Source organism: Micromonospora sp. NPDC006431 (assembly GCF_042870725.1).
Lineage (GTDB): Bacteria > Actinomycetota > Actinomycetes > Mycobacteriales > Micromonosporaceae > Micromonospora.
The window spans coordinates 125,919-150,232 of record NZ_JBIAHQ010000014.1 but is presented as its reverse complement, the minus strand read 5'-3'; the positions used below and the strand labels follow the sequence as shown (position 1 = coordinate 150,232).

The following is a 24,314-nucleotide window of genomic DNA, read 5'->3' as shown; positions in this document are numbered from 1 at the left end:
GACGGTCGGTGCGGCGGTGCCGGTCAAGGCGGCCGGCGGAAAGAACCTGGAGGTGCTTTCCCCCACTATCTGCCGCCGGGCGGTCAACTCGGGGACCGCGCCGCCTAGCCGCCCGTCACAGCTCGATCGGGACGCGCAGGTCGTGGCCGTCCGGGTCGAGGGTGTAGTGCTGCACCACCCGGGCTCGGTACAGCCGGTACGCCGCCGGGGCCACGACGTCCGCCCGCTCCAGCACAGACACCCCGCGGGCCGCGGCCGGCCCGTTGTAGACGTCGATGCCCGCGTCCAGGTCCGGGCCGGTGAGCTCCTCGCCGATCGCCGTCAGGTAGACCGCCCGGCCCTGGTACACCGCCACCCGCGAATCGAAGATCACGATGCTCAGGTCGGGTCGCGACGCCAGGTTGCGCGAGTGCCGCGTGTCGACCTTCGAGGCCCAGTAGAACGCCCGGTAGTCCGCCGTCACGAAGTAGACGGGTGACACCCACGGCGCGCCGGTCTCGTCCACGGTGCCGAGCGTCAGGTAGAAGTTCGCGTCGATGACCGCCCTCGCCACGGCGGAAAGCTGCTCGCCGTTCACGCGACCACCTGCAGCTCGCGCGGTTCGGCCGTCGCGCGCTGCCGCTCCAGCCGGATCGACCAGCGGCTGGTGAGCAGCAGCCCGGCGCCGGCCGCGAGGAACAGCCCGCCGAGCAGCAACCAGCCGGGCGCGCCCCACCCGGCGAGCAGCGCGGTGAGCAGGCCAGGGGCGAGCATCATCGCGGCCCCCTCGCCCACGCCGAACATGCCCTGGTATTCACCGTGCGCCTCCTCCCGGGTCATCCCCACCGACAGACCGTACCCGCTGCCGACGAAGAAGAGCTCGCCCACGGTGTGCACCGCGGCGGCGGCGAAGAGCAGCGCGATCACCACGGTCCCGGCGCCGCCGTCGGTCGTCGCGAAGAGCAGACAGGACACGGCGAGCGCCCCGCCAGCCATGATGGACAGTCGACCAGCGCTGCGCACGGTCGCGGCCGCCCGGGTGAAACGGTTGAGCAGCAGCACGATGACCACGCCGTTGAAGGCCAGCAGCACGCCCATCGTCCAAGGTGGGGCCTGCGTGTGCGTGGTGAGCCAGACCGGCAGGCCGGAGTCGAGCAGGCCCCAGTTCAGCGCGAGCACCCCATTGAGCACGGTGAGCACGAGGAACGGCCGGTCGCGCAGCACCAGCACCTTGCGCTTGACCTTGCGCTCGCGCAACGACTCCACGTGCGGCACCCGGGACATCAGCAGGGCGAACGCCAGGTTGGCCGAGCCGCAGAACAGCACCAGGGCGACGTATCCGGCCCGGCTGTCGAAGACCAGTACGACGATGCCCACCAGCGAGCCCGCGACCGCGCCGACCTCCTTCATGACGTGGCAGTTGGAGATCGCCTTCAGCCGGTCGGCGCCGCTGGTCAAGCCGGACAGCACCGCGATCCGGATGCCCGGCGCGGCCCGCTCGACCGTCACCACCACGGTCGTCACCAGCATGGCCGACCAGAAGTCGCCGACCAGGGCCAGCGACATGGTGGCGAGACCCTGCACCGCCGCCACGACGATCAACACCTCGCGTGGACCCAGGCGGTCGGCGAGGTAGCCGAACGGCATTCCGGCGACCATGCCGACCACACCCGCCGCGGTGATGCCGAAGCCGAACTCGGCCGGTGACAGCCCGACCGAGCGCAGGAAGAACAACGCCCAGCAGGCGTACCAGGCGCCCCGGCCGACCGCGAGCACCAGGGTCGCGACGTAGATCGGACCGACCGGCGCCTGCCAGAACACGCGCCTGGTCCATCCGGGCCGCCACCGGACGCCCTGCTCCTCGATCGCCGCCACGCAACCCCCTCCGCCGTTGCCCGCCCAGCATCGCGTCGCCCGACAGCCCGGTCATCTCCGATATTGCGCTTTTGTTCCACTGGGCTGCGGGGCGAGGGCAGTGGGCACGATGGAAGAAGACAGACCCGAACGGCGGACGCGAGGCTCAGCCGGTAGCCGAAAGCCGGGGGGAAGGAAACGCTGTGCACGAGCGGGGATCCTCAAACGTGGGCTGGCCGGACGGCGGGGGACGCCCGATACACCACGCGGTCACGCACTGGGCCCGGCGTACACCGGAGGCGCCCGCCGTCACCTGCGCCGACGGCACGTTGTCCTACCGTGAGCTGGACGAGCGGGCCAACCGGCTCGCCCACCACCTGCGCCAGCTCGGCGTGGACCGGGACGTGGTCGTCGCGATCCATCTGGACCGCGGTCTGGACCACTATGTGGCGCTGCTCGGCGTCTTCAAGGCCGGCGGCGCCGCGCTGCCGCTGGACACCGGCTATCCCGCCGCCCGCCTGCGGTACATGCTGGACGACAGCGGTGCCCACGTGCTGATCACCGGGCAGGACCCGCCCGCCGACGGCAAGGGCACCGTGGTCAATCCGAACACCGACGCGACTTTGATCGCCGCGAACCCCGCCACGGCACCGGCCTGCCGCACCCGGGCCGCCGATCTCGCCTACCTGATGTACACCTCGGCGTCGACCGGGGCGCCCAAGGGCGTGCAGCTGGAGCACGGCGGGATCACCGACCTGTGCCGCTGGCACGTCGCGGCCCTCGGGCTGACCGGGGCCGACCGCGGCTCGCTCGCCGCTCCGCTGAGCTTCGACGCGTCGATCCTCGACCTGTGGCCGGTGCTCAGCGTGGGCGGGCACGCCGTCGCGGTGTCCGACGAGGACCGGGGCGACCCCGAGCGGCTGGTCCGGGCGCTGCGGGACAACGAGATCACGGTGTGCTTCCTGACCACCGCCCTCGCCGAGATCCTGCTCGCCCAGCCCGAGCTGGAGACGCTGTCGCTGCGCTACCTGGTGACCGGCGGCGAGGCGCTGCGGCGCCGCCCCCGGCCCGGGCTGCCCTTCCGCCTGGTCAACATCTACGGCCCCACCGAGACCACGGTGTACGTGACCTCGGCCGTCGTGGCCGACTCGGCCACCGAGGACGGGCCGATCCCGATCGGCCGCCCGCTCGGCGCGGTGGACGTGCGCCTGCTGGACCCGCACGGCAAGCCGGTGCCGCCGGGCGAGGCCGGCGAGATCGTGGTCGCCGGCACCGGCGTCTCCCGAGGCTACCTACGGCGGCCGGAGCTGACCGCCCAGCGCTTCGGCGTGGACGGGGCGGTGCGCACCTACCGCACCGGCGATCTCGCGCGCCGCAACGCCGACGGCCAGCTCGAGTTCCTCGGCCGCATCGACCGGCAGGTGAAGATTCGCGGGCACCGCATCGAACCCGACGAGATCGAGCGGGTCCTGCTGCGGCATCCGGACGTGCGGCAGGTGGCGGTGGCCGCCGTCCGGCCGTCCGGCCAGGCCACGCAGCTGGTCGCCTACGTCGAGCCGGTCGGCCGGCACACCGGGACGGGCTGGTCGGCGCCGCCGGAGTCCGCCGGAAACGCCGCCACCACGGTGGCCACGGTGCGGGCGCTGGCACCCCGCGCACTGCTCGAGATCGGACCGGGCGTGACCGGGCTCGACCGGGTGTGCGGCTCGCACGTCCGGCTGGACTCCCTGGTTGCGGGCGGCCGTGCGGACTTCGACGTCGTGCTCGTCGACGCCCACGGCGTGCGGCTGCGTTCGGTCGAGGACCTGCTCGCCACGATCGCCGCGGCGATGCGGCAGACCGTCGCCGGCGGCACCGTGCTGGTCAGCGGCGTGCGGTCGCTCCCGCTGCTGCCGGCCGCCGCCGGCGCGGCCGAGCTGGCGGCGGCTCCGGACGCGACGACCGGGGACGAGCTGCGCTGGCGGGCGTACGGCCGGCTGCGGGCCGACGCGGCGCCGGCGCTCCACCCCGCGGTCTTCGCGGACCTGGAAGGAGGGTCCGTGGACATCGTGCCGCGGTACGACCGGGACGATCCCGGCCGGTTCGACGTGCTGATCCGGGTCGGCGAGGTGGCGCCGGCGCCGGGGTTCGACTGGCTGGACTGGGGCGGCGACGTCGACCTGGCCGGCATCCGGGACCTGCTGCGGTCCGGCGCGCGGCGCGTGGTCGGCGTCCGGTCGATTCCGTACGCGCAGCTGTCGGCGCGGTTCGCCGCCTGGCAGGACATGGTGGGCCCGGCGACCGCCGGCGAGCTGCGCGACCGGGCCCGGCCCGCCGGCGCGCCGTCGCTGATCGACCTCCGCGCGCTCACCGTCGGCCTGCCCTACCGGGTGCGGCTCAGCTGGGCCGCCGGCCGGCCGGACGGCGCGCTGGACGCGGTGTGGCTGCACGACTCCGTGCCCGAACCCGTCCGCCTGCCCTGGCCGGGCCCGGACACCGTGCCGGCCGTGCCGGCGAACCACGCACCGGACGAGCAGGGCGACGAGGAGCTGCGGCGGGCGCTGCGGGAGGCGCTGGCCACCCGGTTCGTCCCGCACGAGATGCCGGACCTGTTCGTCCTGCTGGATCGGCTGCCGCTGACCCCGGTGGGCAAGGTGGACCGCAACGCGCTGCCGCCACCGCACTGGCTGGGCGGTGAGCGGCAGGCCGCCGCCGGGCCACGGACCCCCGCCGAGGAGGCGGTGACCGGCCTCGCGGAGGAGGTGCTCGGCCGGGCGGGCGTCGGCCGCGACGACGACCTGCGCTCCCTCGGCGCCCACTCGCTCACCTTCGCCCAGCTCTCCACCCGGATCATGCGGCGGTTCGGGGTCCGCGTCCCGGTACGCCGGCTGCTCGAGGAGCCCACCGTCGCGGCGATCGCCGGCCGGCTGGAGAACTCCTGCCCGGCCACCCTCGACCGGCAGGAGGTCAGCTGATGGATGCCCCGCTGTCGTTCGCCCAGCAGCGGCTGTGGTTCCTCGACCAGCTGCACCCGGGCGCCACCGGCTACAACATCCCGTCCGCGCACCGTATCCGCGGTCCGCTCGCGCCCGAGCTGCTCGCCCGGGCCCTGACCGAGGTGACCCGCCGGCACGAGGTGGTCCGGGCCGCGGTCGGCGACGGGCCCGCCGGGCAGCCGGTGCACCGGATCCAGCCGCCGGAACCGGTCGAGCTGCCGGTCACGCCCGTCGACGGCGGGTCGACGCCGGAGCGACTGACCCGCGCGGCGGAGCTCGCCCGGGACCACGTGCTGCGGCCGTTCGACCTGCGCCGCGGCCCGCTGCTGCGGGCCGAGCTGTTCCGAATCGGCGACGACGACCACGTGCTGCTGGTCTGCCTGCACCATCTGGTGGCCGACCAGTGGACGCTCTCGCTGCTGCTGCGCGAGGTGTCCGAGCTGTATGAGGCGTTCCTGCTGGACTGCGGCTCGCCGCTGCCCGAGCCACCCCTGCAGTACACCGACTTCGCGCGGTGGCAGCGCGAGACGATCGACGAGGATGTGCTGGACGGGCAGCTGCGGTACTGGCGGGACCGGCTGTCCGGGTGCGAGCCGCTCGGCCTGCTCACCGACCGCCCCCGGCCCCCGGTGCAGCGCTGGGACGGCGCCCGCGTACGGCGCCGGATCCCCGCCCCGGTGCTCACCGCCGTCCGCGAGCTGGCCGCCCGACACGACGTCACGCTGTTCGCGGCCGTGGCCGCCGGGCTGGCGGCGTTGCTGGCGCGGCACACCGGGCAGACCGACATCATGGTCGGCGCGGCCTTCGCGCACCGCGACCGCCCCGAGTTCGAGGACCTGCTCGGGTTCTTCGTCAACACGGTCGTGCTGCGCACCGACCTCACCGGCGACCCGACCTTCGGCGAGCTGCTCGCCCAGGTGCGGGAAACCGCCCTACAGGCCCAGGAGAACCAGGACCTGCCGTTCGAGCGGCTCGCCGACCTGCCCGGGCCGGACCGCGACCTGAGCCGGCCACCGCTGGTCAACGTCGTGCTGTCGTTCCTGAACACGCCCGCCGACCCGCTGCGCATCCCCGGCTCGGCGGTCACCGAGTTCGTCTTCGACCCCGGCGTCGTCAAGTTCGAGCTCGACGTCATGGCGTTCGAGGCGGACGGCGAGCTCGTGGTGGACGTCGACTACCGCCGCGATCTGTTCGACCGGTCCACCGTGGAACGGCTGCTGGCGCACCTCGAACGGATCCTGGCCGGCGCGGCCGAGGACCCGGGCCGACCGGTCTCCGCGCTGCCGGCGCTCACCTCCGCCGAGGAGGCCCGGCTGCTGGCCTGGGGCAACGCCACCACGCCGCCGCCCACCCCGGCGAAGACGGTGCCCGAGCTGTTCGCCGAGCAGGTCGCGCTCCGGCCGGACGCACCGGCCGTACGGTGCGGTGCGGAGGTGCTCACCTACGCCGAACTGGACGCGCGGGCCGAGCGGATCGCGGCCGCGCTGGCCGGGCTCGACGCCCCGGCCTGCGTCGGTGTCTGCCTGGACCGGTCGGTCGACCAGGTGGCGGCGCTGCTGGGCATCCTGAAGACGGGCGGCTACTACCTGCCGCTGGACCCCGGCTACCCGGCGGAGTGGCTCGGCAACCTGCTCGGCGACGCCGGCGCCGCCGCGGTGGTGACCGGCACCGCGTACGCGGACCGGACCGCCGGCTGGACCGGGCCGACGGTGCTGGTGGACGACCTGCCCGCGGCCACCGGCCGGACGCCGGAGGCGGCACCCGGGCCGGAGGACCTCGCGTACGTCATGTACACCTCCGGCTCGACCGGCCGGCCCAAGGGCGTCCGGGTGCCGCACCGCGGCGTGGTACGGCTGGTGCACGAGACCGACTACGTCGACATCGGACCGGGCGACCGGGTCGCGCACAGCAGCAGCATCTCGTTCGACGCCGCCACCTTCGAGATCTGGGGCGCGCTGCTCACCGGCGCCGAGTTGGCCATCCTGCCCAAGGAGACGGTGGTGGAGCCGGCGGCGCTGACGGCCGCGCTGCGCGAGCACGGCATCACCGTGCTCTGGATGACCTCGTCGCTGTTCAATCACACCGTCGGCGAGGTGCCGGACGCGGTGGCCGGCATCGGTACCGTCATCGTCGGCGGCGAGGCGCTCGACCCCGCGGTGATCCGCACCGTGCTGCGCCCGGGGAACGCGCCCCGGCGGCTGCTCAACGGCTACGGCCCGACCGAGAACACCACCTTCAGCACCACCCACCTGATCACCGTGGTACCGGACGACGCCATCTCGGTGCCGATCGGTACGCCGATCCGCGGCACCCGCTGCTACGTCACCGACCCCCAACTGCGGCTGGTGCCGGCCGGCGTACCGGGCGAACTCTGCGTCGCGGGCCTCGGCCTGGCGCACGGCTACCTGGGCGCACCGGAGCTGACCGCGGAACGGTTCGTGCCCGACCCGTACGGCGCGGCCGGTGACCTGCTGTACCGCACCGGCGACCGGGTCCGCTGGCTGCCCGACGGCACGCTGGAGTTCCTCGGCCGCAGCGACGACCAGGTCAAGATCCGCGGCTACCGGATCGAGCCGGGCGAGATCGAGGCGCGGCTGACCGGCTGCCCCGGCGTACGCGCCGCCCTCGTAATGGTGCGCCGCGCCGACGACGGCCCGCGCCTGGTCGCCTACGTGGTTCCGGACACCGGCGTCGAGCTGTCCGTGCCGGAGCTGCAGAACCGGCTGGCCGGAGCGCTGCCCGGATACCTGGTGCCGAGCGACTTCGTGCTGCTCGACCAGTTCCCGCTCAACGCCAGCGGCAAGGTGGACCGGGCCCGGCTGCCCGAGCCCGAACGGGCCGATCACGGCACCGAGGTGGCGCCGCGCACCGAACTCGAGGCGACCGTCTGCCGCGTCTGGGCCGAGCAGCTCGGCGCCGGCGACATCGGCGTCACCGGCAACTTCTTCCATCTGGGCGGCGACTCGCTGCTCGCCACGCGCGTGGTCGGCAGGCTGCGCCGCGAGCTCGGCATCCGGCTGAGTGTGCGGACGCTGTTCGACCACCCCACGGCCGAAGCCTTCGCCGCAGCCGTGGACGACCTCCGGGGGTCCCGGGTATGAGCACGACGACTGCCGGCGTGCCGGCGACGAGCGTCCAGGAGCGCATGTGGTTCGCCGAGCGGCTGGAGCCGGGCGACGGGCTCTACAACGTGCCGTACGCGTGGCGGGTGCAGGGCAGCCTGTCGGCCGAGGCGCTGGAACGGGCCGTGGCGGTACTGATCGAACGGCACGAGATCCTGCGCACCACGTTCGCCGAGCGGGACGGCCGGCTCCACCAGGAGATCGGTGACCCGTGGACGCCGGTCCTCGACCGGATCGACCTGCGGGGCGCGGCGGAGGGCGGCCTCGCGGCGTGGCTGCGCGACTCGGCGCGCCGCCCGTTCGATCTGGACGGCGGCCGGCTGCTCCGCATCGGGCTCGCCGAGCTGGACGAGCGGCGGCAGGTCTTCTTCCTCTGCGCCCACCACCTGGTGTGGGACGCCACCTCGACCCAGCTGTTCCTGCGCGAGCTGCGGGACTGCTATGACGCGGCCGCCGCCGAGCTGGACGCGGGCACCGCAGCGGACGCGGTGGACGCCTGGCTCGAGGAGGCCCGCCCGCTGCCCACGCTCTTCCTCGGCCAGGCGGCCCGCACCCCGGACGACACCGCGCTGGTCTTCGACGGCACCGCCCTCAGCTACGCCGAAGTCAGCCGTCGCGCGCACGCCGTGGCCGGCTACCTCGCCGGCCGGGGCCTCGGCCGGGGCGACCTCGTCGGGGTGTACGTCGACCGGTCGGCCGATCTGGTGCCGGCGCTGCTCGGTGTGCTGCTCTGCGGCGCGGCGTACGTGCCACTCGACCCAATCTACCCGGCGGAGCGGATCGCCGGGATGCTGGACGACTCCCGGGCCGGCCTGCTCATCGCCGACCGGCCGCCGGGCGCGGAGATCGCGGCGACCGGCGTCGAGACGGTCCTGCTGGACGAGCTCCTCGCTGCCGCGCCGATCACCGCCCCGGCCGCGGTGACCGGGGACGACATCGCGTACGTCATCTACACCTCGGGCTCGACCGGAAAGCCCAAGGGCGTCCGGGTCACCCACCGCGGCCTGGCGAACCTGCTGCGGTCCATGGCGATCCGGCCGGGCTTCGGCGATCAGGACACGATGCTGGCCCTCACCACGGTCTGCTTCGACATCGCCGCCCTCGAGCTGTTCCTCCCGCTGATCACCGGCGGCACGGTCGAGGTCGCCTCCACCGAGGTCGCCCGCGACGGCGACCTGCTCGTCCGGCACCTGGCCCGGTCCCGGCCCACCCACCTGCAGGCGACCCCGGCCACCTGGCGGATGCTGCTGGCCGCCGGATGGGCGGGCGACGCGGACCTGACCGTGTTCTGCGGCGGCGAGGCCCTGCCCCGCCCGCTCGCCGACGAGCTGTACCGCCGCTCGCGGGCGGTGTGGAACCTCTACGGCCCCACCGAGACGACCATCTGGTCGACCGCGAGCCTGGTGCCGGCCACCGGCCCGGTCACGCTCGGCCAGGCGGTCACCAACACCAGCCTGCACGTGCTCGACGACAGCATGCGGCCGGTGCCGGCCGGCGAGCCCGGCGAACTGTGGATCGGCGGCGACGGCGTCGCGGCCGGCTACCTGCGCCGCCCGGAGCTGACCGCCGAGCGGTTCCGCACCGATCCCACCGACCCGGCCGGCGGCACGATCTACCGCACCGGTGATCTCGTCCGCGCCCTGCCGGACGGGCAGCTCGAATACCTCAACCGGGTGGACAACCAGATCAAGCTGCACGGGTTCCGGCTGGAGCCGGGCGAGATCGAGTCGATGCTCCGGGAACGCCCGGACGTCGCGGACGCGGTGGTGCTGCTCGACGGCGTCGACACGCTGGCCGGCTACCTGGTCTGCGACGGGGGGCCGCCGGCGGCCGCGGACCTGCGCGCCTTCCTCGGCACGCGGCTGCCCGGGTACATGGTGCCGTCGGTCTTCCGGATCGTGGACCGCTTCCCGCTGACCGGCAACGGCAAGGTGGACCGGAACGCGCTGCGGGCCCAGGGCGGCGAGTTGCCGTCCGCGCCGCGCGCGGAGCCGTCGACACCGACCGGGCGGCTGCTCGCCGAGGTCTTCGCCGAGGTGCTGGACTGCCCGCCGCCCGGCGCCGACGACTCGTTCTTCGAACTGGGTGGGCACTCCCTGCTGGTGCCCCGGCTCACCGGGGCGATCGCCGCCCGTACCGGGATCCGGATCTCCGTCCGCGACCTGTACCGGCTGCCCAAGCTGGACGACCTCGCCGCCCACCTGGACTCGCTGGCCGGTGCACAACCCGACGAGCATCCGACAGCGGCTCCGGCGGGCACGCCCGCGACCAGCATGCAGGAGCAGATGTGGCTGGCCGAGCAGATGGACACCACCGGCCCGGCCTACAACGTCCCGCTCGCCTGGCGGATCACCGGCGACCTGGACCCGGCCGCGCTGCGGACCGCGCTCGGCGCGCTGGTCGAGCGGCACGAGATCCTGCGCACCGCGTTCCACCACCGCGACGGGCGGCTCTACCAGGTGGTCACCGAACCGTGGACGCCCGAGCTGACCACCAGCGCGGAGGATCTCGCCGGCCGGATCGACCGGGAGGCGACGACCGCCTTCGACCTCGGGTCCGGCCGGCTGCTGCGCGCCCACCTGCTCGCCACCGCGCCCGGCGAGCACGTCCTGCTGCTCTGCTTCCACCACATCGCCTTCGACGCGCAGTCGGTACCGGTGCTCGAGCGGGACCTCGGCCACTTCTACGCGCGCGCCCTCGGCCTGCCCACCGGCGAGCTGCCGCCGCCGGTCCAGTTCGCCCGGGCCGAGTGGGACGAGGACCCGGACGGCATCGGGTACTGGGTGGACCAGCTCACCGGCGCGCCCGAGACGCTCGACCTCGGCGCACCGCCCCGGCGCCCCGAACCGCACGGCGCCGTGCCGGTCCCGTTCGACCCGGACTTCGCCCGGCGCACCGCCGCCCTGTGCGACGAGTACCGGGTCTCCTGGTACATGGTGGCCGTGGCGGCGGTCTCCGCCTGGCTGCACCGCACCCACGGCGGCGGCGACGTCACCTTCGGGCTGCCGATGGCCAACCGGGAGGGCGACGAGCTGGCCGACGTGCTCGGGCCCTGCCTGAACACCGTGGTGCTGCGCTCGCGGGCCAAGGCCGGAACCACCTTCGCCGACCTGCTCGGCGAGGTTCGGGACAGCATGCTGGACGCCTTCGAGTACCAGGCGGTGCCGCTACCGGCGGTGCTGTCCCGGCTCGTCCCGCGGCGCCGGCCGGGCCGTACGCCGTACCTGGACGTCATGCTCAACCTGGTCTCGGTGCCGCGCACCGGGCAGCCGCTGGGCCCGGCGACGATGACCGCGCTGCCGTTCGACCGCTGGCAGCACGAGACGAAGTTCGGTCTCACGGTCACCTTCGTGGCGGACGGCGGCAAGCTGAGCGCGGTGCTGTCGTACCGTGGCGACCGGCACACCGCGGCCCGCGCCCGACGGCTGGCCGACCGGCTCGGCCGGGTCCTCGATCAGCTCACCGGCCTGGTCGGGTCGCCGCTCGCCGAGCTGCTGCCGGCCGGGAGGCCGCAGTTCCGCGACTTCGCGGCGGCGCAGGCCGAGGAGCGGGAGAGCGCCGGCGGCCGGGACGGCCTCGAACAGTGGACGCGGCGGCTGTCCGGCGCGCCGGCCTTCCCCGCCCTGACCCCGCCGCTGCGCACCGCGGCACCCGGCTCGGTGCCGATCCCGCTGGCCGCCGAGACGCTGGAGCGGCTGCGTCGGGTCCGCTCCGCGCACGGCCTCTCCTGGTTCATGGTGGCCGCCACCGGGGTCGCCGCGCTGCTGCACCGGTGGACCGGGCAGGAGGACGTCACCTTCGGCTGCCCGGTGGCGAACCGCGACGAGTTCCCCGACCTGCTCGGGCCGTGCCTCAACACCGTCGTGCTGCGGTCCGAGTGCGACGCGGACACCACCGTGCTGGACCTGACGCTCGCCATGCGGGAAACCGTGCTGGGCGCGTTCGACCTGGAACGGGTGCCGTTCGAGGACGTGGTGAGCCGGCTGCGGCCACCACGGCGGCCCGGCTGGACCCCGTACGTGGACGTGACGCTCGCCGCGACCGCCGCCGGACCGGCCGGCGCGTCGCTCGGCGGGGCCCTGCTCACCCCGATCGAGCTGGACCACGCGGGCGCCGGGTACGCCGCCAAGTTCGGCCTCACCGTCGGTTTCGAGGAGATTGACGGCCGGCTGCGCGGCACCATCCTGTACCGCGGCGACCGGGTGACCGGCGGCGAGGCCGAGCGGATGGCCGCCTGGCTGGGCCGGTTCGTCGAGTCCTTCGCCGAGGTCGCGGACCAGCCGGTAGGCACGCTCCACCTGCTCGGCACCCCCGAGCTGACGGAGATCGCCGGTTTCGAGCGGACCGCCCCGGCCGGCGAGGCGACCACCGTGCCGGCGCTGTTCGCCGAGCGGTGTGCCGCCCAGCCGGAGGCGCCGGCGATCCGGTCCGGCCGCGGCGTGCTGAGCTACGCCGAGCTGGACCGGCGGGCGGACGCGCTGGCGGCGGCGCTGCGGCCGCTGGCCACCGGCGCGCGCCCGGTGGTCGCGCTGGTCCTGCCCCGCGGCGAGGACCTCGTGGTGGCCATGCTGGCCGCGTGGAAGGCCGGCTTCAGCTACTGCCCGATCGACCCGGTCTACCCGGAGGCGCGGATCCGGTTCATCGTCGCGGACGTCGGCGCGTGCGCGGTGGTCACCGACGCCCCGGCCGCGATCGCCGGTGCCGTGCCACCGGGCGCCCGGGTCGTCGACGTGGCCGAGGCGGCCGAGGACCCCGGCGGCGGGCCCGCGGCGCTGCCCGATCCCGGTGCCACCGCGTACGTGCTCTACACCTCGGGCACCACGGGCGAGCCGAAGGGCGTCGCGTACCGCCACGGCAGCCTCGCGCACGTGACCCGGTGGCACGTCGACACCTTCGGCGTCGGGCCGGGCGACCGGGTCAGCCAGATCCACAGCGTGGCGTTCGACATGACGGAGTACGAGGTCTGGCCCGCGCTCTGCGGCGGCGCGGAACTGCTGCCGTACGAGCGCCCGGTCGTGGTGCCGGAACTGGCGTCCTGGCTGGACGAGCAGGGCGTGACGATGTTCTTCACGCCGACCCCGCTGGCCGAGGCACTGTGGACGGCGGGCACCGCCCCGGCGTCGCTGCGCTGGCTGTTCTTCGCGGGCTCGCCGCTGGCCTCGGTGCCGCCGGACACGCCGTACGGGATCTGCGACGCCTACGGGCCGACCGAGACCTACATCACCACCACCCACGTGTTCGACGCGGCCACCGCGACCGTGCTGAACTGCGTGGGCCGGCCGGTCGACGGCGTACACGTCTACGTGCTGGACGCGGCGGGTCAGCGCTGCCCGGTCGGCATGCCGGGCGAGCTGTTCGTCGGCGGCGCGACGGTGGCGCAGGGTTACTGGGGCCGCGACGACCTGACCCGCGACCGGTTCACCGCCCGGACCCCGGACGGCGAGCCGGGCTGGACCTACCGCACCGGCGACCGGGCCCGCTGGCTCCCGGACGGCACGCTCGAATACCTGGGCCGGCTGGACCGGCAGCTCAAGATCCGCGGCTACCGGATCGAACCAGCCGAGATCGAGGCGCAGCTGCTACAGGATCCGCTGATCCACCGGGCCGTCGTACGCGGTTTCCCGGGCGAAGCCGCGCCGCTGGTCGCCTACCTGGTGGCACCGGCCGGTGCGACCCCGGACACGGCCACCGTGCTGGCCCGGCTGAGATCCCGGCTGCCGGAGTTCATGATCCCCAACGCCGTGGTGTGGCTGCCGGCGCTGCCGCTGAACCACCGCGGCAAGCTCGACGCGGACGCGCTGCCCAAGCCGCGCCGCGAGGACCGGGTCGGCGAGACCGCGTGGACCGCGCCGGAGTCCGAGACCGAACGGCGGATCGCCGCGGTGTGGTCGGCGGTGCTCGGCCTGGAGCAGGTCGGCGCGCACGACAACTTCTTCGACCTCGGCGGCAACTCCCTGCTGCTCGGCACCCTGCACACCCGGCTCGAACGCGAACTGGCGCTGACCCTGCCCATCCGGCGCCTGTTCGAACACCCGACCGTGCACGCGCTGGCCCGGTCGCTGGCCGCCGGCGCGGACCAGCCCTCGACCACGGCGGACGTCCGCGGCCGCGCCGAACGCGCCCAGCGCGCCCGCCGGGCCCGGCCCGCCCGCGCGACGAGGAATGGAGAGGACGCATGAGCGAGAGCAACGCGATCGCGATCGTCGGGCTGGCCTGCCGTCTCCCCGGGGCCGAGAACGTCGGGCAGTACTGGCGGAACCTGCGCGACGGGGTCGAGGGCATCAGCCGGTTCGAGCTCGCCGAACTCCTCGCCGCGGGGGTGGACCCGGCGCTGGCCCGGCACCCCCGGTACGTGCCCGCGCGCGGCGTGCTGACGGGCGGCGAGTGCTTCGACCGCCGGTTCTTCGGATACAGCCCGGCCGAGGCGGCGGCCATGGACCCGCAGCAGCGGGTGTTCCTGGAGTCGGCGTCGGTGGCGCTGGACGACGCGGGCATCGATCCCGAACGGTTCGGCGGCTGGATCGGCGTCTACGCGGGCTGCGACATGATGAACCCGGCGCTGCAGGGCTCCGGCGGGGACGGCCTGTCCCGGATGATCGGCTACGACAAGGACTACCTCGCCACCCGGGTCGCGTACAAACTGGGCCTGCGGGGCCCGGCGATGACCGTGCAGACCGCCTGCTCCACCTCGCTGGTGGCGGTGCACCAGGCGGCGCAGAGCCTGCTGAACTTCGAGTGCGACGCCGCCCTCGCCGGTGGCGCCTCGCTCTGGCTGCCGCAGGTCACCGGCTATCTGTACGAGGAGGGTTACATCGAGTCGGCGGATGGCCACTGCCGCCCGTTCGACGCCGCGGCCAGCGGCACGGTGGGCAGCAGCGGGGTCGCCGTGGTGGTGCTGCGGCGGCTCGAGGACGCGCTCAACGACCGCGACCGGATCGTCGCGGTGATCCGTGGTTCGGCGCTGAACAACGACGGCGGCGCGAAGATCGGCTACAGCGCGCCGTCGTTTGCCGGACAGCGCGACGTGATCCAGTTCGCCCAGGCGCAGGCCGGGGTCGAGGCCGGCGACATCGCGTACGTGGAGGCGCACGGCACGGCGACGCGGGTGGGCGACCCGATCGAGGTGGCGGCGCTCACCGCGGCGTTCCGGGAGTCCACCGACCGGGTCGGGTTCTGCCGGCTCGGCGCGGTGAAGAGCAACATCGGCCACACCGGCGCCGCAGCCGGCGCGGCCGGACTGATCAAGACCGCGCTCATGCTGAGGCACCGGGAGGTCGTGCCCACGCTGCACTTCCGGGAGCCGAACCCGGGCCTGGAGCTGGACACCTCCCCGTTCCGGATCGCCGCCGAGCTCGCCCCGCTGCCCGCCGAGGGCCCGGTCCTGGCCGGGGTGAGCGCCTTCGGGGTGGGCGGCACCAACGCGCACGTCGTGCTGGAGTCGCCGCCTTCCCGCCAGGCCACGCCGGCCGGGTCGAAGCCCCGGGTGTTCTGCCTGTCCGGGTCGACCCCGGCGGCCGTCCGCACGATGCGGGCCGACCTCGCCGGGCACCTGGAGTCCACCGACGACGCGCTGGACGACGTCGCGTTCACCCTGGCCGCGGGGCGGCGACGCTTCCCGCACCGCAGCGCCGTGGTGGTCACCGACCGGGCCCAGGCGGCCGAGGCGCTGCGCTCCGGACCGCCGCCCCCCCGCGCGACCGACGAGCGGGACACCGCATTCCTGTTCCCCGGCACCAGCGTGCTGCGCTCCGGCTTCGGCGCCGCCGCACACCGCCGGCTGCCGGTCTTCCGCGAGACGTTCGACGCGCTCGCGACCGAGTGCCGCCAGCGGTACGACATCGACCTCTGCACGGTGCTACGCCCGGACGCCGGCCTGGACTGGCTGCGCAGCCTGCGGAACGAGCAGCTCGCCCTGTTCGCCATCGGGTTCTCCTTCGCCCGACAACTGCAGGCGTACGGCATCGAGCCGAAGGCCATGCTCGGCCACAGCGCCGGCGAGGTCGTCGCCGCGGCCGTCGCCGGGCTGTGGACCCCCTCGGACGCGCTGCGGCTCGTGCACGAGCGCGGCAGCATCCTCAGCGACGTCGAGCCGGGCCGGATGCTGGCCGTGTCCGCGTCCCCGGACGAGGTGCGCGAGCTGCTGGCCGCCCGGCCGGGCCTGACCGTGGCGATCGAGGCGCCGCGGTACTCGGTGCTGGCCGGCCCGACCGAGCTGATCGACCGGCTGACGGCCGACGGGGTTGGCGACCGGGTGCTGGACCTCGGCGGCGCCTACCACACGGAGGCGATCCGGCCGGCCGCCGAGCGGCTCGGCCGGATCTTCGAGGAGATCCCGAACACGACGCCCGCCCTGCCGTACCTGTCCAACCTCACCGGCGGCTGGGCCGACCCGGCGGCGACCGCCCGCGGCGACTACTGGGCCGACCACGCGACGAGCACGGTACGGCTGTCCGGCTGCGTGGACACCCTGCTGGACAGCTCGTGCCGGGTCTTCGTCGAGCTGGGACCCGGCCAGACCATGACCCGGATGCTGCTCGGGCACCCGGCCTGGACCGCCGGGCACCTGGCCGTGCCGGTGAGCGGGCGGGCCGAGGACGACGAGGAGGAGAGCCTGCTCGCCGCGCTCGGCAAGCTGTGGGAGCGCGGCTTCGCGATCCCGATCGAAGATCTGCTGGACGAGCCGGGCCGGTGCGCGCTGCCGCCACACCCGTTCGAGCGGATCGACTGCGAGAGCGCCCGACCCCGGGCGGCGGGCGCGCCGGGTGCCGCGCAGCAGCACGACATGATCGTGACGGTCGGCCAGGTGCGGGCGCCGGAGCTCGTCGCCGCCATGGCCGCGGACCCGGCCGCGATCCGGCCGGCCGCGCTGACCGACGCGCTGGCCACGGCCGAGGGCGCGGTCGCGCCCGCCGTGGCGGTGGCGGTCGAGGACGACCCCGAGGTCCTGGACGGACTGCCGCGGCTCGCCGAGCAGGCCGCCCCCGCCGGGGTGCGGCTGCTGCTGCTCGGCAGCGGCCTGGTCGGCGAGGGCCCGGTGCCGGACCTGGTGGAGCGCCTGCGCCGGGCGGCGCCGATCACGGTGTTCGACCTCGACCACGGCGACGCACCGGTGCGCGCGCCGGCCGCCCTCGGCGGGGTGCACGCGTGGCGCGGCGGCCGCTGGTGGCACCTCGACGAGGAGCCGCGCACCAACGACCCGGTCCCGCCGCCCGCAGCCGACGCGCCTGAGGAGGACGACGACCTCGCGGACGGGCCGCGCGACGCGACCGAGGAGGCGGTCGCCGCAGTGTGGCGGGAGTTGCTCGGACTGACCGGCATCGGGATCCACGACAACTTCTTCGAGCTGGGCGGGCACTCGCTGCTCGCCACCCAGCTGGCATCCCGGCTGCGGGTGCGGTTCGAGACGGAGATCCCGCTCGAGGCGGTGCTGGACAACCCGACGGTGGCCGGGCTCGCCCGCGTGGTCGGCGGATCCGGCACCGTCCGGCGGCAGGCGATCGTCCCCCGGCCGGAGTCGGACGAGCCGCTGCCGGCCGCGTTCATGCAGCGGCGCCTGTGGTTCCTCGAGCAGTCCGGGGCCGACCTCGCGTACGCCATCCCGCTCGTCCTGGACCTGGCCGGCGCGCTCGCGGTCGAGACGCTGCGCGACGCGATCTCCGAGGTGGTCCGGCGGCACCAGGTGCTCCGGACAGTGCTGCCCGAGCGCGACGGCGAACCCGTCCAGGTGGTGCTCCCGCCCGCGCCGGTGGACCTGCCGCTGATCGACATCACCGGCGCCGACGAGGCGGAGCAGGACCGGCGGCTGGCCGACGACCTGCGCCGGCCCTTCGACCTCGCGACCGGCCCGCTGCTGCGCGCGACCGTCTTCCGGACCGGCGAGAACCGGCACGTCCTCGCGATCTGCGTGCACCACATCGTCATCGACGGCTGGTCGCTGGACATTCTCTGCGACGAGATCGGCCAGCTGTACAACGCCTTCCTGGCCGGCCGGGAGTCACCGCTGGCGGAACTGCCCGTCCAGTACGGCGACTACACCCTCTGGCAGCGCGACCGCCTCGCCACCATCCTCGACGCCGACCTGGCGTACTGGACCGACCGCCTCGCGGACGTGCCGGCGGGTCTCGAGCTGCCCACCGACCGGCCGCGGCCCCGGGTGCAGACCAACCACGGCGCGATCGCGGACCGGTGGCTCTCCGCCGGCCTGCGGGCCGACCTGGAACGGCTCGGCCGCAAGCACGACGCCACGCTCTACATGACCCTGCTCGGCGGCTTCCAGGCACTGGTGCACCGCTACACCGGCGCCACCGACATCTGCGTCGGCACGCCGGTCGCCGGACGCACCGAGGTCGAGCTGGAGCGGATGATCGGCTTCTTCGTCAACACGCTGGTGCTGCGCACCGAGGTCGACCGCCGGCTGTCCTTCGCCGGCCTGCTGGCGCGGGTCCGCCAGACCGCGATGGGTGCGTTCGCGCATCAGGAGGTGCCGTTCGAGCGGCTGGTCGAGGAGCTGAACCCGCCCCGCGACCCCAGCCGCAACCCGCTCTTCCAGGTGATGTTCAACCTGCTGAACCTCAACGACAACCCGCTCGGCCTGACCGGGATCGAGGTGCGCGACCGGCCGAACCCCGGCCTCGGCAGCGCTCAGGTCGATCTGTCGTTGGACATCTACCAGCGTGGCGACGGCCTGCTGTGCCGGCTGGAGTACAACAGCGACCTGTTCGACGCCGCCACCGCCGACCGGCTGCTGCGCCACTTCGAGACGTTGCTGACCGGGCTGGCCGGCGACCCGGACGCCGAGCTGGGCAGCTGCGAGCTGCTCGACGACGCGGAGCGGCGGCAGGTCCTCGACGAGTGGAACGAAACCGGCCGCGCGATCGAGCCGGTGACCGTGCCGGAGCTGTTCGAGCGGACCGCCCGCCGTACGCCGGACCAGCTCGCCGTGGTGGGCCGGGACGGCCGGCTCACCCACGTCGAACTCCACGCCCGCGCGAACCGGCTGGCCCGCTACCTGATCGCGGCCGGGGTCGGCCCGGAGGACCGGGTCGCGCTGATCCTGCCGCGCACCACCGACGTGGTGGTGGCGATCCTCGGCGTGCTCAAGGCCGGTGCGGCCTACCTACCGATCGACCCGGCCATGCCCCGCGACCGGGCCGCCGCGATGATCGAGGACGCGGCGCCCGCCCTGGTGCTCACCGAGCTCGACGAGGAACTGCTGGCCGGCTTCGCCGAGAATGACCTCGACCCCGACGAGCGGGTCCGGCCGCTGCACCCGCGGCACCCGGCCTACCTGATCTACACCTCCGGTTCCACCGGCCGGCCCAAGGCGGTCGTCGTGGAGCACCGGAGCCTGGTGAACCTCTACCATGAGCACCGGTCCACGCTGTTCGCGCCGATGGCCGCGCGGCACCCGGTCCAGGTGGCGATCACCGCCTCGTTCTCCTTCGACACCTCCTGGGAGGAGCTGCTCTGGCTGGCCGACGGGCACACGCTGCACGTCATCGGCGAGGAGCTGCGCGCCGACGCCGAGGCGCTCGTCGGATACGTGGGGAAGCACGGTATCGACTTCCTCGACGTGACCCCCTCGTACGCGGCGCCGCTGCTGGCCGCCGGGCTGCTCGAGGACGACGGCCGGCACACCCCGGCGATGGTGTCGATCGGCGGCGAGGCCATCGACGCCGCGCTGTGGGAGGAGATCGGCGCCGCGCCGCGGACCGCCGCCTACAACTACTACGGACCCACCGAGTGCACGGTGGACACCCTCGGCAGCCCGATCACGGCCGGCCGGCCGGTGTCGCTCGGCCGCCCGCTGGCCAACACCCGGGCGTACGTGCTGAGCCCGGACCTGCAGCCGGTGCCGCCCGGGGTGACCGGTGAGCTGTACCTGGCCGGCGCCGGGCTGGCCCGCGGCTACTTCGGCCGCCCCGGCCTCACCGCGACCCGGTTCGTCGCCGACCCGTTCGGCGCGCCCGGTACCCGGATGTACCGCACCGGCGACTTGGTCCGCTGGCAGGCCGGCGGCACCCTGGAGTACCTCGGCCGGACCGACGACCAGATCAAGATCCGCGGATTCCGGATCGAGCCGGGCGAGATCGAGGCGGTGCTCGCCGGTCACCCGGCGGTGACCCAGGCGGTCGTGGTGGCCCGGGCGGACCGGCCGGGCGACCCGCGACTGGTCGCGTACGTGGTGCCGGCCGAGGACGGCACACCCGACCCGGCCGAGCTGCGCGCCTTCGCCGCCCGGTCGCTGCCGGACTACATGGTGCCCGCCGTCGTGGTGCCGCTCGACCGGATCCCGCTGAACACCAACGGCAAGGTCGACAAGAAGAAGCTGCCCGCGCCGGCCTTCGTCGCGGCGGCCTCCCGAGCGCCGCGCACCCCGGCGGAGCGGGCCCTGGCCGGCCTGTTCGCCGACCTGCTCGGGGTGCCGACGGTCGGCATCGACGACGACTTCTTCGCCCTCGGCGGGCACTCGCTGCTGGCCACCCGGCTGATCACCCGGATCCGCTCGGCCTTCGGCGCGGACCTGCCGGTACGGGCGCTGTTCGAGACGCCGACCGTGGCCGGGCTCGCCGACCAGCTCGCTGCGGCGGGCCGCGGCGGGGAGCTGCCGGAACTGCGCGTCCGCGTACGGCCGGAGGTCCTGCCGTTGTCCTTCGCCCAGCAGCGGCTGTGGTTCCTGGACCGGCTGACCGGCTCGGACTCGACCTACAACCTGCCGTTCGCGCTGCGGCTGACCGGCACGCTGGACACCGGTGCGCTCCGGCAGGCCCTCGCGGACGTCACCGGCCGGCACGAGGCGCTGCGCACCGTGCTGCCCGAGGTGGACGGCGAACCGCGCCAGGTCGTCCTCGACGCCGCCACGGCGCGGCCCGAGCTGATCGTCACCGAGGTCGCGGCCGGGGAGCTGGAAAAGGCGGTCAGCACCGCCTGCGGTAGCGGCTTCGACCTGAGCGGGGCCCTGCCGCTGCGGGCGCACCTGTTCCGGCTCGCCGCCGACGAACACGTGCTGCTGCTGGTGCTGCACCACATCGCGAGCGACGGCTGGTCCCTCGCGCCGCTGGCCCGGGACCTCGGCACCGCCTACCGCGCCCGGCTGGCCGGCGCGGCCCCGGACTGGGAGCCGCTGGCCGTCCAGTACGCGGACTACACGCTCTGGCAACGGGAGGCGCTCGGCGACGAGGCCGACCCGGAGAGCACCCTGGCCCGGCAGGTCGCGTTCTGGAGGGACGCGCTCGACGGCATCCCGGAGCTGCTCGACCTCCCGACGGACCGGCCCCGCGGCGCCACCGCCGAAGGACGGGGCGGGGTGGTCGACTTCCGGATCCCCGCCGACGTGCACCGGAGGCTGGCGGGACTCGCCCAGGAGCAGGGCTGCACGCTGTTCATGGCGCTCCAGGCCGGGCTGGCCACGCTGCTGACCCGCTGCGGCGCCGGCACGGACCTACCGATCGGCTCGGTCGTGGCCGGCCGCCACGACGAGGCCCTCGACGACCTGGTCGGGTTCTTCGTCAACACGATCGTGCTGCGCACCGACACCTCCGGCGATCCCACGTTCCGGCGCCTGCTGGCCCGGGTGAAGGACCGCGACCTGGCCGCGTTGGCCCATCAGGACCTGCCGTTCGAACGCCTCGTCGAGATCCTCAACCCGCCCCGGTCGCTGGCCGGCCATCCGCTCTTCCAGGTGGCGCTGGTTCTGCAGAACACCGTCGAACCCGAGCTCGACCTGCCGGGCCTGCGCGCCGCGCCGGAGCCGGTCGGCGACGTGGGCGCGAAGTTCGACCTCACCGTCAACCTGAGCGAGGACGGCGACGGCATCGAGGGCGCCCTGGTCTACCGGGTGGACCTGTTCGACGCGTCCACCGCGGCGGCGCTGGCCGACCGGTTCATCCGGGTGCTGACCGCGGCCGCCGCCGACCCGGACACGCCGATCAGCACGTACGAGCTGCTCTCGGCCGCCGAGCGGCGCACGGTGCTGCCGGCCGGGACCGGTACGCCGGTGGAGCCGCGCACGTTCCCCGCGATGTTCGAGGCGGCGGCCGCCGCGCACCCGGACGCCGTCGCGGTGTCCGACGACGAGGTCACCTGGACGTACGCCGAGCTGAACGCGCGGGCCGACGAGCTGGCCCGGACGTTCGCCGCGCGCGGCGTCGGCCCGGAGGACGTGGTCGCACTGGCCCTGCCGCGCTCGGCCGGCCTGATCGCCGCGATCCTCGCCGTGCAGAAGGCCGGCGCGGCCTACCTGCCGGTGGATCCGGAGTACCCCGGCGAGCGGATCGCCTACCTGCTGGCGGACGCCCGACCGGTCCTGCTGGTCAGCACCGGGCCGATCGCACCGGCGCTGCCCGCGCACGACTGCCCGGTCATCCTGCTCGACGCCGCCCCACCGGCCGCTCCGCCGGACACCGCCGTGCGCCGGCCGGACCCGCGCAACCCGGCCTACCTGATCTACACGTCCGGCTCGACCGGCCGGCCGAAGGGCGTGGTGGTCTCGCACTCCGGCCTGGCCGCGCTCGCCGCGCACCAGGCGGAGCGGATCGGGGCCGGGCCCGGCGACGCGGTCCTGCAGTTCGCCTCGCCGAGCTTCGACGCGTCGGTGTGGGACGTGTGCCTGGCGCTGCTGACCGGGGCCCGGCTGGTGCTGGCGCCGCCGGAGCAGCTGCTGCCCGGTCCCGCGCTGGTCGAGCTGGTGGCCCGGCGCGGCATCACCCACCTGAACCTGCCGCCGTCATCGCTGGCCGCGCTGGATCCGGGCGACCTCCCGCCAACGGTCACCGTGCTGGTCGGCGGCGAGGCCTGCTCGGCGGACCTGGCGGCCCGGTGGTCGTCCGGGCGCACGTTCGTCAACGGCTACGGCCCCACGGAGGCGACCGTCGTCGCCACGGTCAGCGACCCGCTGACCGGGACCGGCATCCCGCCCATCGGGCGGGCGGTCCGGGACATGCGCCTGTACGTGCTGGACGCCGCGCTGCGGCCGGTGCCACCCGGCGTCCCCGGCGAGCTGTACCTCGCGGGTCCCGGTCTCGCCCGGGGCTACCTGCGCCGGCCGGGCGTCACCGCGGAGCGGTTCGTGGCGAACCCGCTCGGCGGTCCCGGCGACCGGATGTACCGCACCGGCGACCTGGTGCGCTGGCGGAACGGGAACCTGGAGTTCCTGGGCCGGGCGGACGGCCAGGTGAAGCTGCGCGGCTTCCGGATCGAACTCGGCGAGATCGAGGCCGTACTGACCGAACATCCCCAGGTGGCGCAGGCCGTGGCCGTGGTGCGCGAGGACCGGCCGGGCGACCCGCGCCTCGTCGCGTACCTGATCCCGGAGTCCGAGGCGCCGGAGCCGGCCGAGCTGCGGGACTGGTTGCGCGACCGCGTGCCGGCCCACCTGGTCCCGTCGGCCTTCGTAACCCTGGACGCCTTCCCGGTCACCCCGAGCCGCAAGATCGACCGGAAGGCGCTACCGGCCCCGGAGGCCACGACGACCGACCGCGCCCCGCGGACCGCCCGCGAGGTGGCCCTGTGCGGCCTGTTCGCCGAGACGCTCGGGCTCGAGCGCGTCGGGGTCAGCGACGGCTTCTTCGAACTCGGCGGCCACTCGCTGCTGGCGGTCAAGCTGATGGGCCGCATCCGCTCGGCGCTGGGCGTGGACCTGGGCATGCGTACGCTCTTCGCCGCGCCGACTCCCGAGGCGCTGGCGCAGCGGCTCGACCAGGCCGCCCCGCCGGACGCCGCGGTCGACGTGCTGCTGCCCATCCGGGCCACCGGCACCGCGCCGGCGCTGTTCTGCGTGCACCCGGTCTCCGGGCTCAGCTGGTGCTACGCGGGCCTGCTGCCCTATCTGCCGGACCGGCCCGTGTACGGCCTGCAGGCTCGGCGCAGCTCACCGCCGGAGGATCTGGACGCGCTGGTCGACGACTACCTGGCCGAACTCCGGGCGATCCAGCCCACCGGCCCGTACCACCTGCTGGGCTGGTCGGCGGGCGGAACCATCGCGCACGCGCTCGCCTGCCGGTTGCAGCGCGACGGCGATCAGGTCCGGTTCCTCGCCCTACTGGACTCCGTCCCGCGGGCCGGCAGGGTGGACCGCGCGGCGATCACGCTGGCCATCGGCGACGACGTGGGCGCCACCGGCGAGGACCTGAACACGCTCGTGGAAAGCGGCCTGCACACCCAGCGGGTCCTCGAGCGGACCCCGCCCGGGCGGTTCCGCGGGAACGTCGTCTACCTCACCGCGGTCCGCGACGGCGACCCGGCGGCGGCCGCCTGGCACGAGCACGTCGACGGCAACGTCGACGAGTACCCGATCGACTGCCACCACACCACGATGATGCGCCAGGGTCCGCTCACCGAGATCGGCCCGGTCATCGCCGCCGAGCTGAAACGCGCCCGCTGATCC

Annotated in this window: 6 protein-coding genes; 4 read left to right on the top strand and 2 right to left on the bottom strand. The window is 74.6% G+C overall.

All coding sequences use genetic code 11. The features are described 5' to 3' along the window. Positions 1-115: 115 nt before the first annotated feature. Positions 116-577 carry a pyridoxamine 5'-phosphate oxidase family protein gene (locus ACFYM6_RS23245; protein ID WP_387278605.1) on the bottom strand — a complete coding sequence of 154 codons (462 nt, stop codon included), beginning with the start codon at positions 575-577 and terminating at the stop codon, positions 116-118. Further along, positions 574-1,854 (bottom strand): MFS transporter, encoded by a 1,281-nt coding sequence (locus tag ACFYM6_RS23240; RefSeq protein ID WP_387278603.1) that lies wholly within the window; start codon positions 1,852-1,854, stop codon positions 574-576. The genes ACFYM6_RS23245 and ACFYM6_RS23240 overlap by 4 nt, the downstream gene beginning before the upstream one ends. A 182-nt stretch (positions 1,855-2,036) precedes the next feature. On the opposite strand from ACFYM6_RS23240, the gene ACFYM6_RS23235 reads away from it, so the two are divergent. From ACFYM6_RS23235 to ACFYM6_RS23220, 4 genes are read left to right on the top strand one after another with little or no spacing between them, the layout of a single operon-like run. Continuing rightward, positions 2,037-4,787: an amino acid adenylation domain-containing protein gene (locus ACFYM6_RS23235; protein ID WP_387278602.1), complete on the top strand. Its 2,751-nt coding sequence runs from the start codon at positions 2,037-2,039 to the stop codon at positions 4,785-4,787. Further along, a complete protein-coding gene (locus tag ACFYM6_RS23230; protein ID WP_387278600.1) occupies positions 4,787-7,909 on the top strand; it encodes an amino acid adenylation domain-containing protein in 3,123 nt (1,040 codons plus the stop codon). Before ACFYM6_RS23235 ends, ACFYM6_RS23230 begins: the two co-directional genes overlap by 1 nt. After that, the gene (locus ACFYM6_RS23225) at positions 7,906-14,109 is read left to right on the top strand and encodes an amino acid adenylation domain-containing protein (RefSeq protein ID WP_387278598.1); all 6,204 of its coding nucleotides are present in this window, start codon (positions 7,906-7,908) and stop codon (positions 14,107-14,109) included. The genes ACFYM6_RS23230 and ACFYM6_RS23225 overlap by 4 nt, the downstream gene beginning before the upstream one ends. Next, positions 14,106-24,311: an amino acid adenylation domain-containing protein gene (locus ACFYM6_RS23220; protein WP_387278596.1), complete on the top strand. Its 10,206-nt coding sequence runs from the start codon at positions 14,106-14,108 to the stop codon at positions 24,309-24,311. The genes ACFYM6_RS23225 and ACFYM6_RS23220 overlap by 4 nt, the downstream gene beginning before the upstream one ends. The last annotated feature ends 3 nt before the right edge of the window (positions 24,312-24,314 follow it).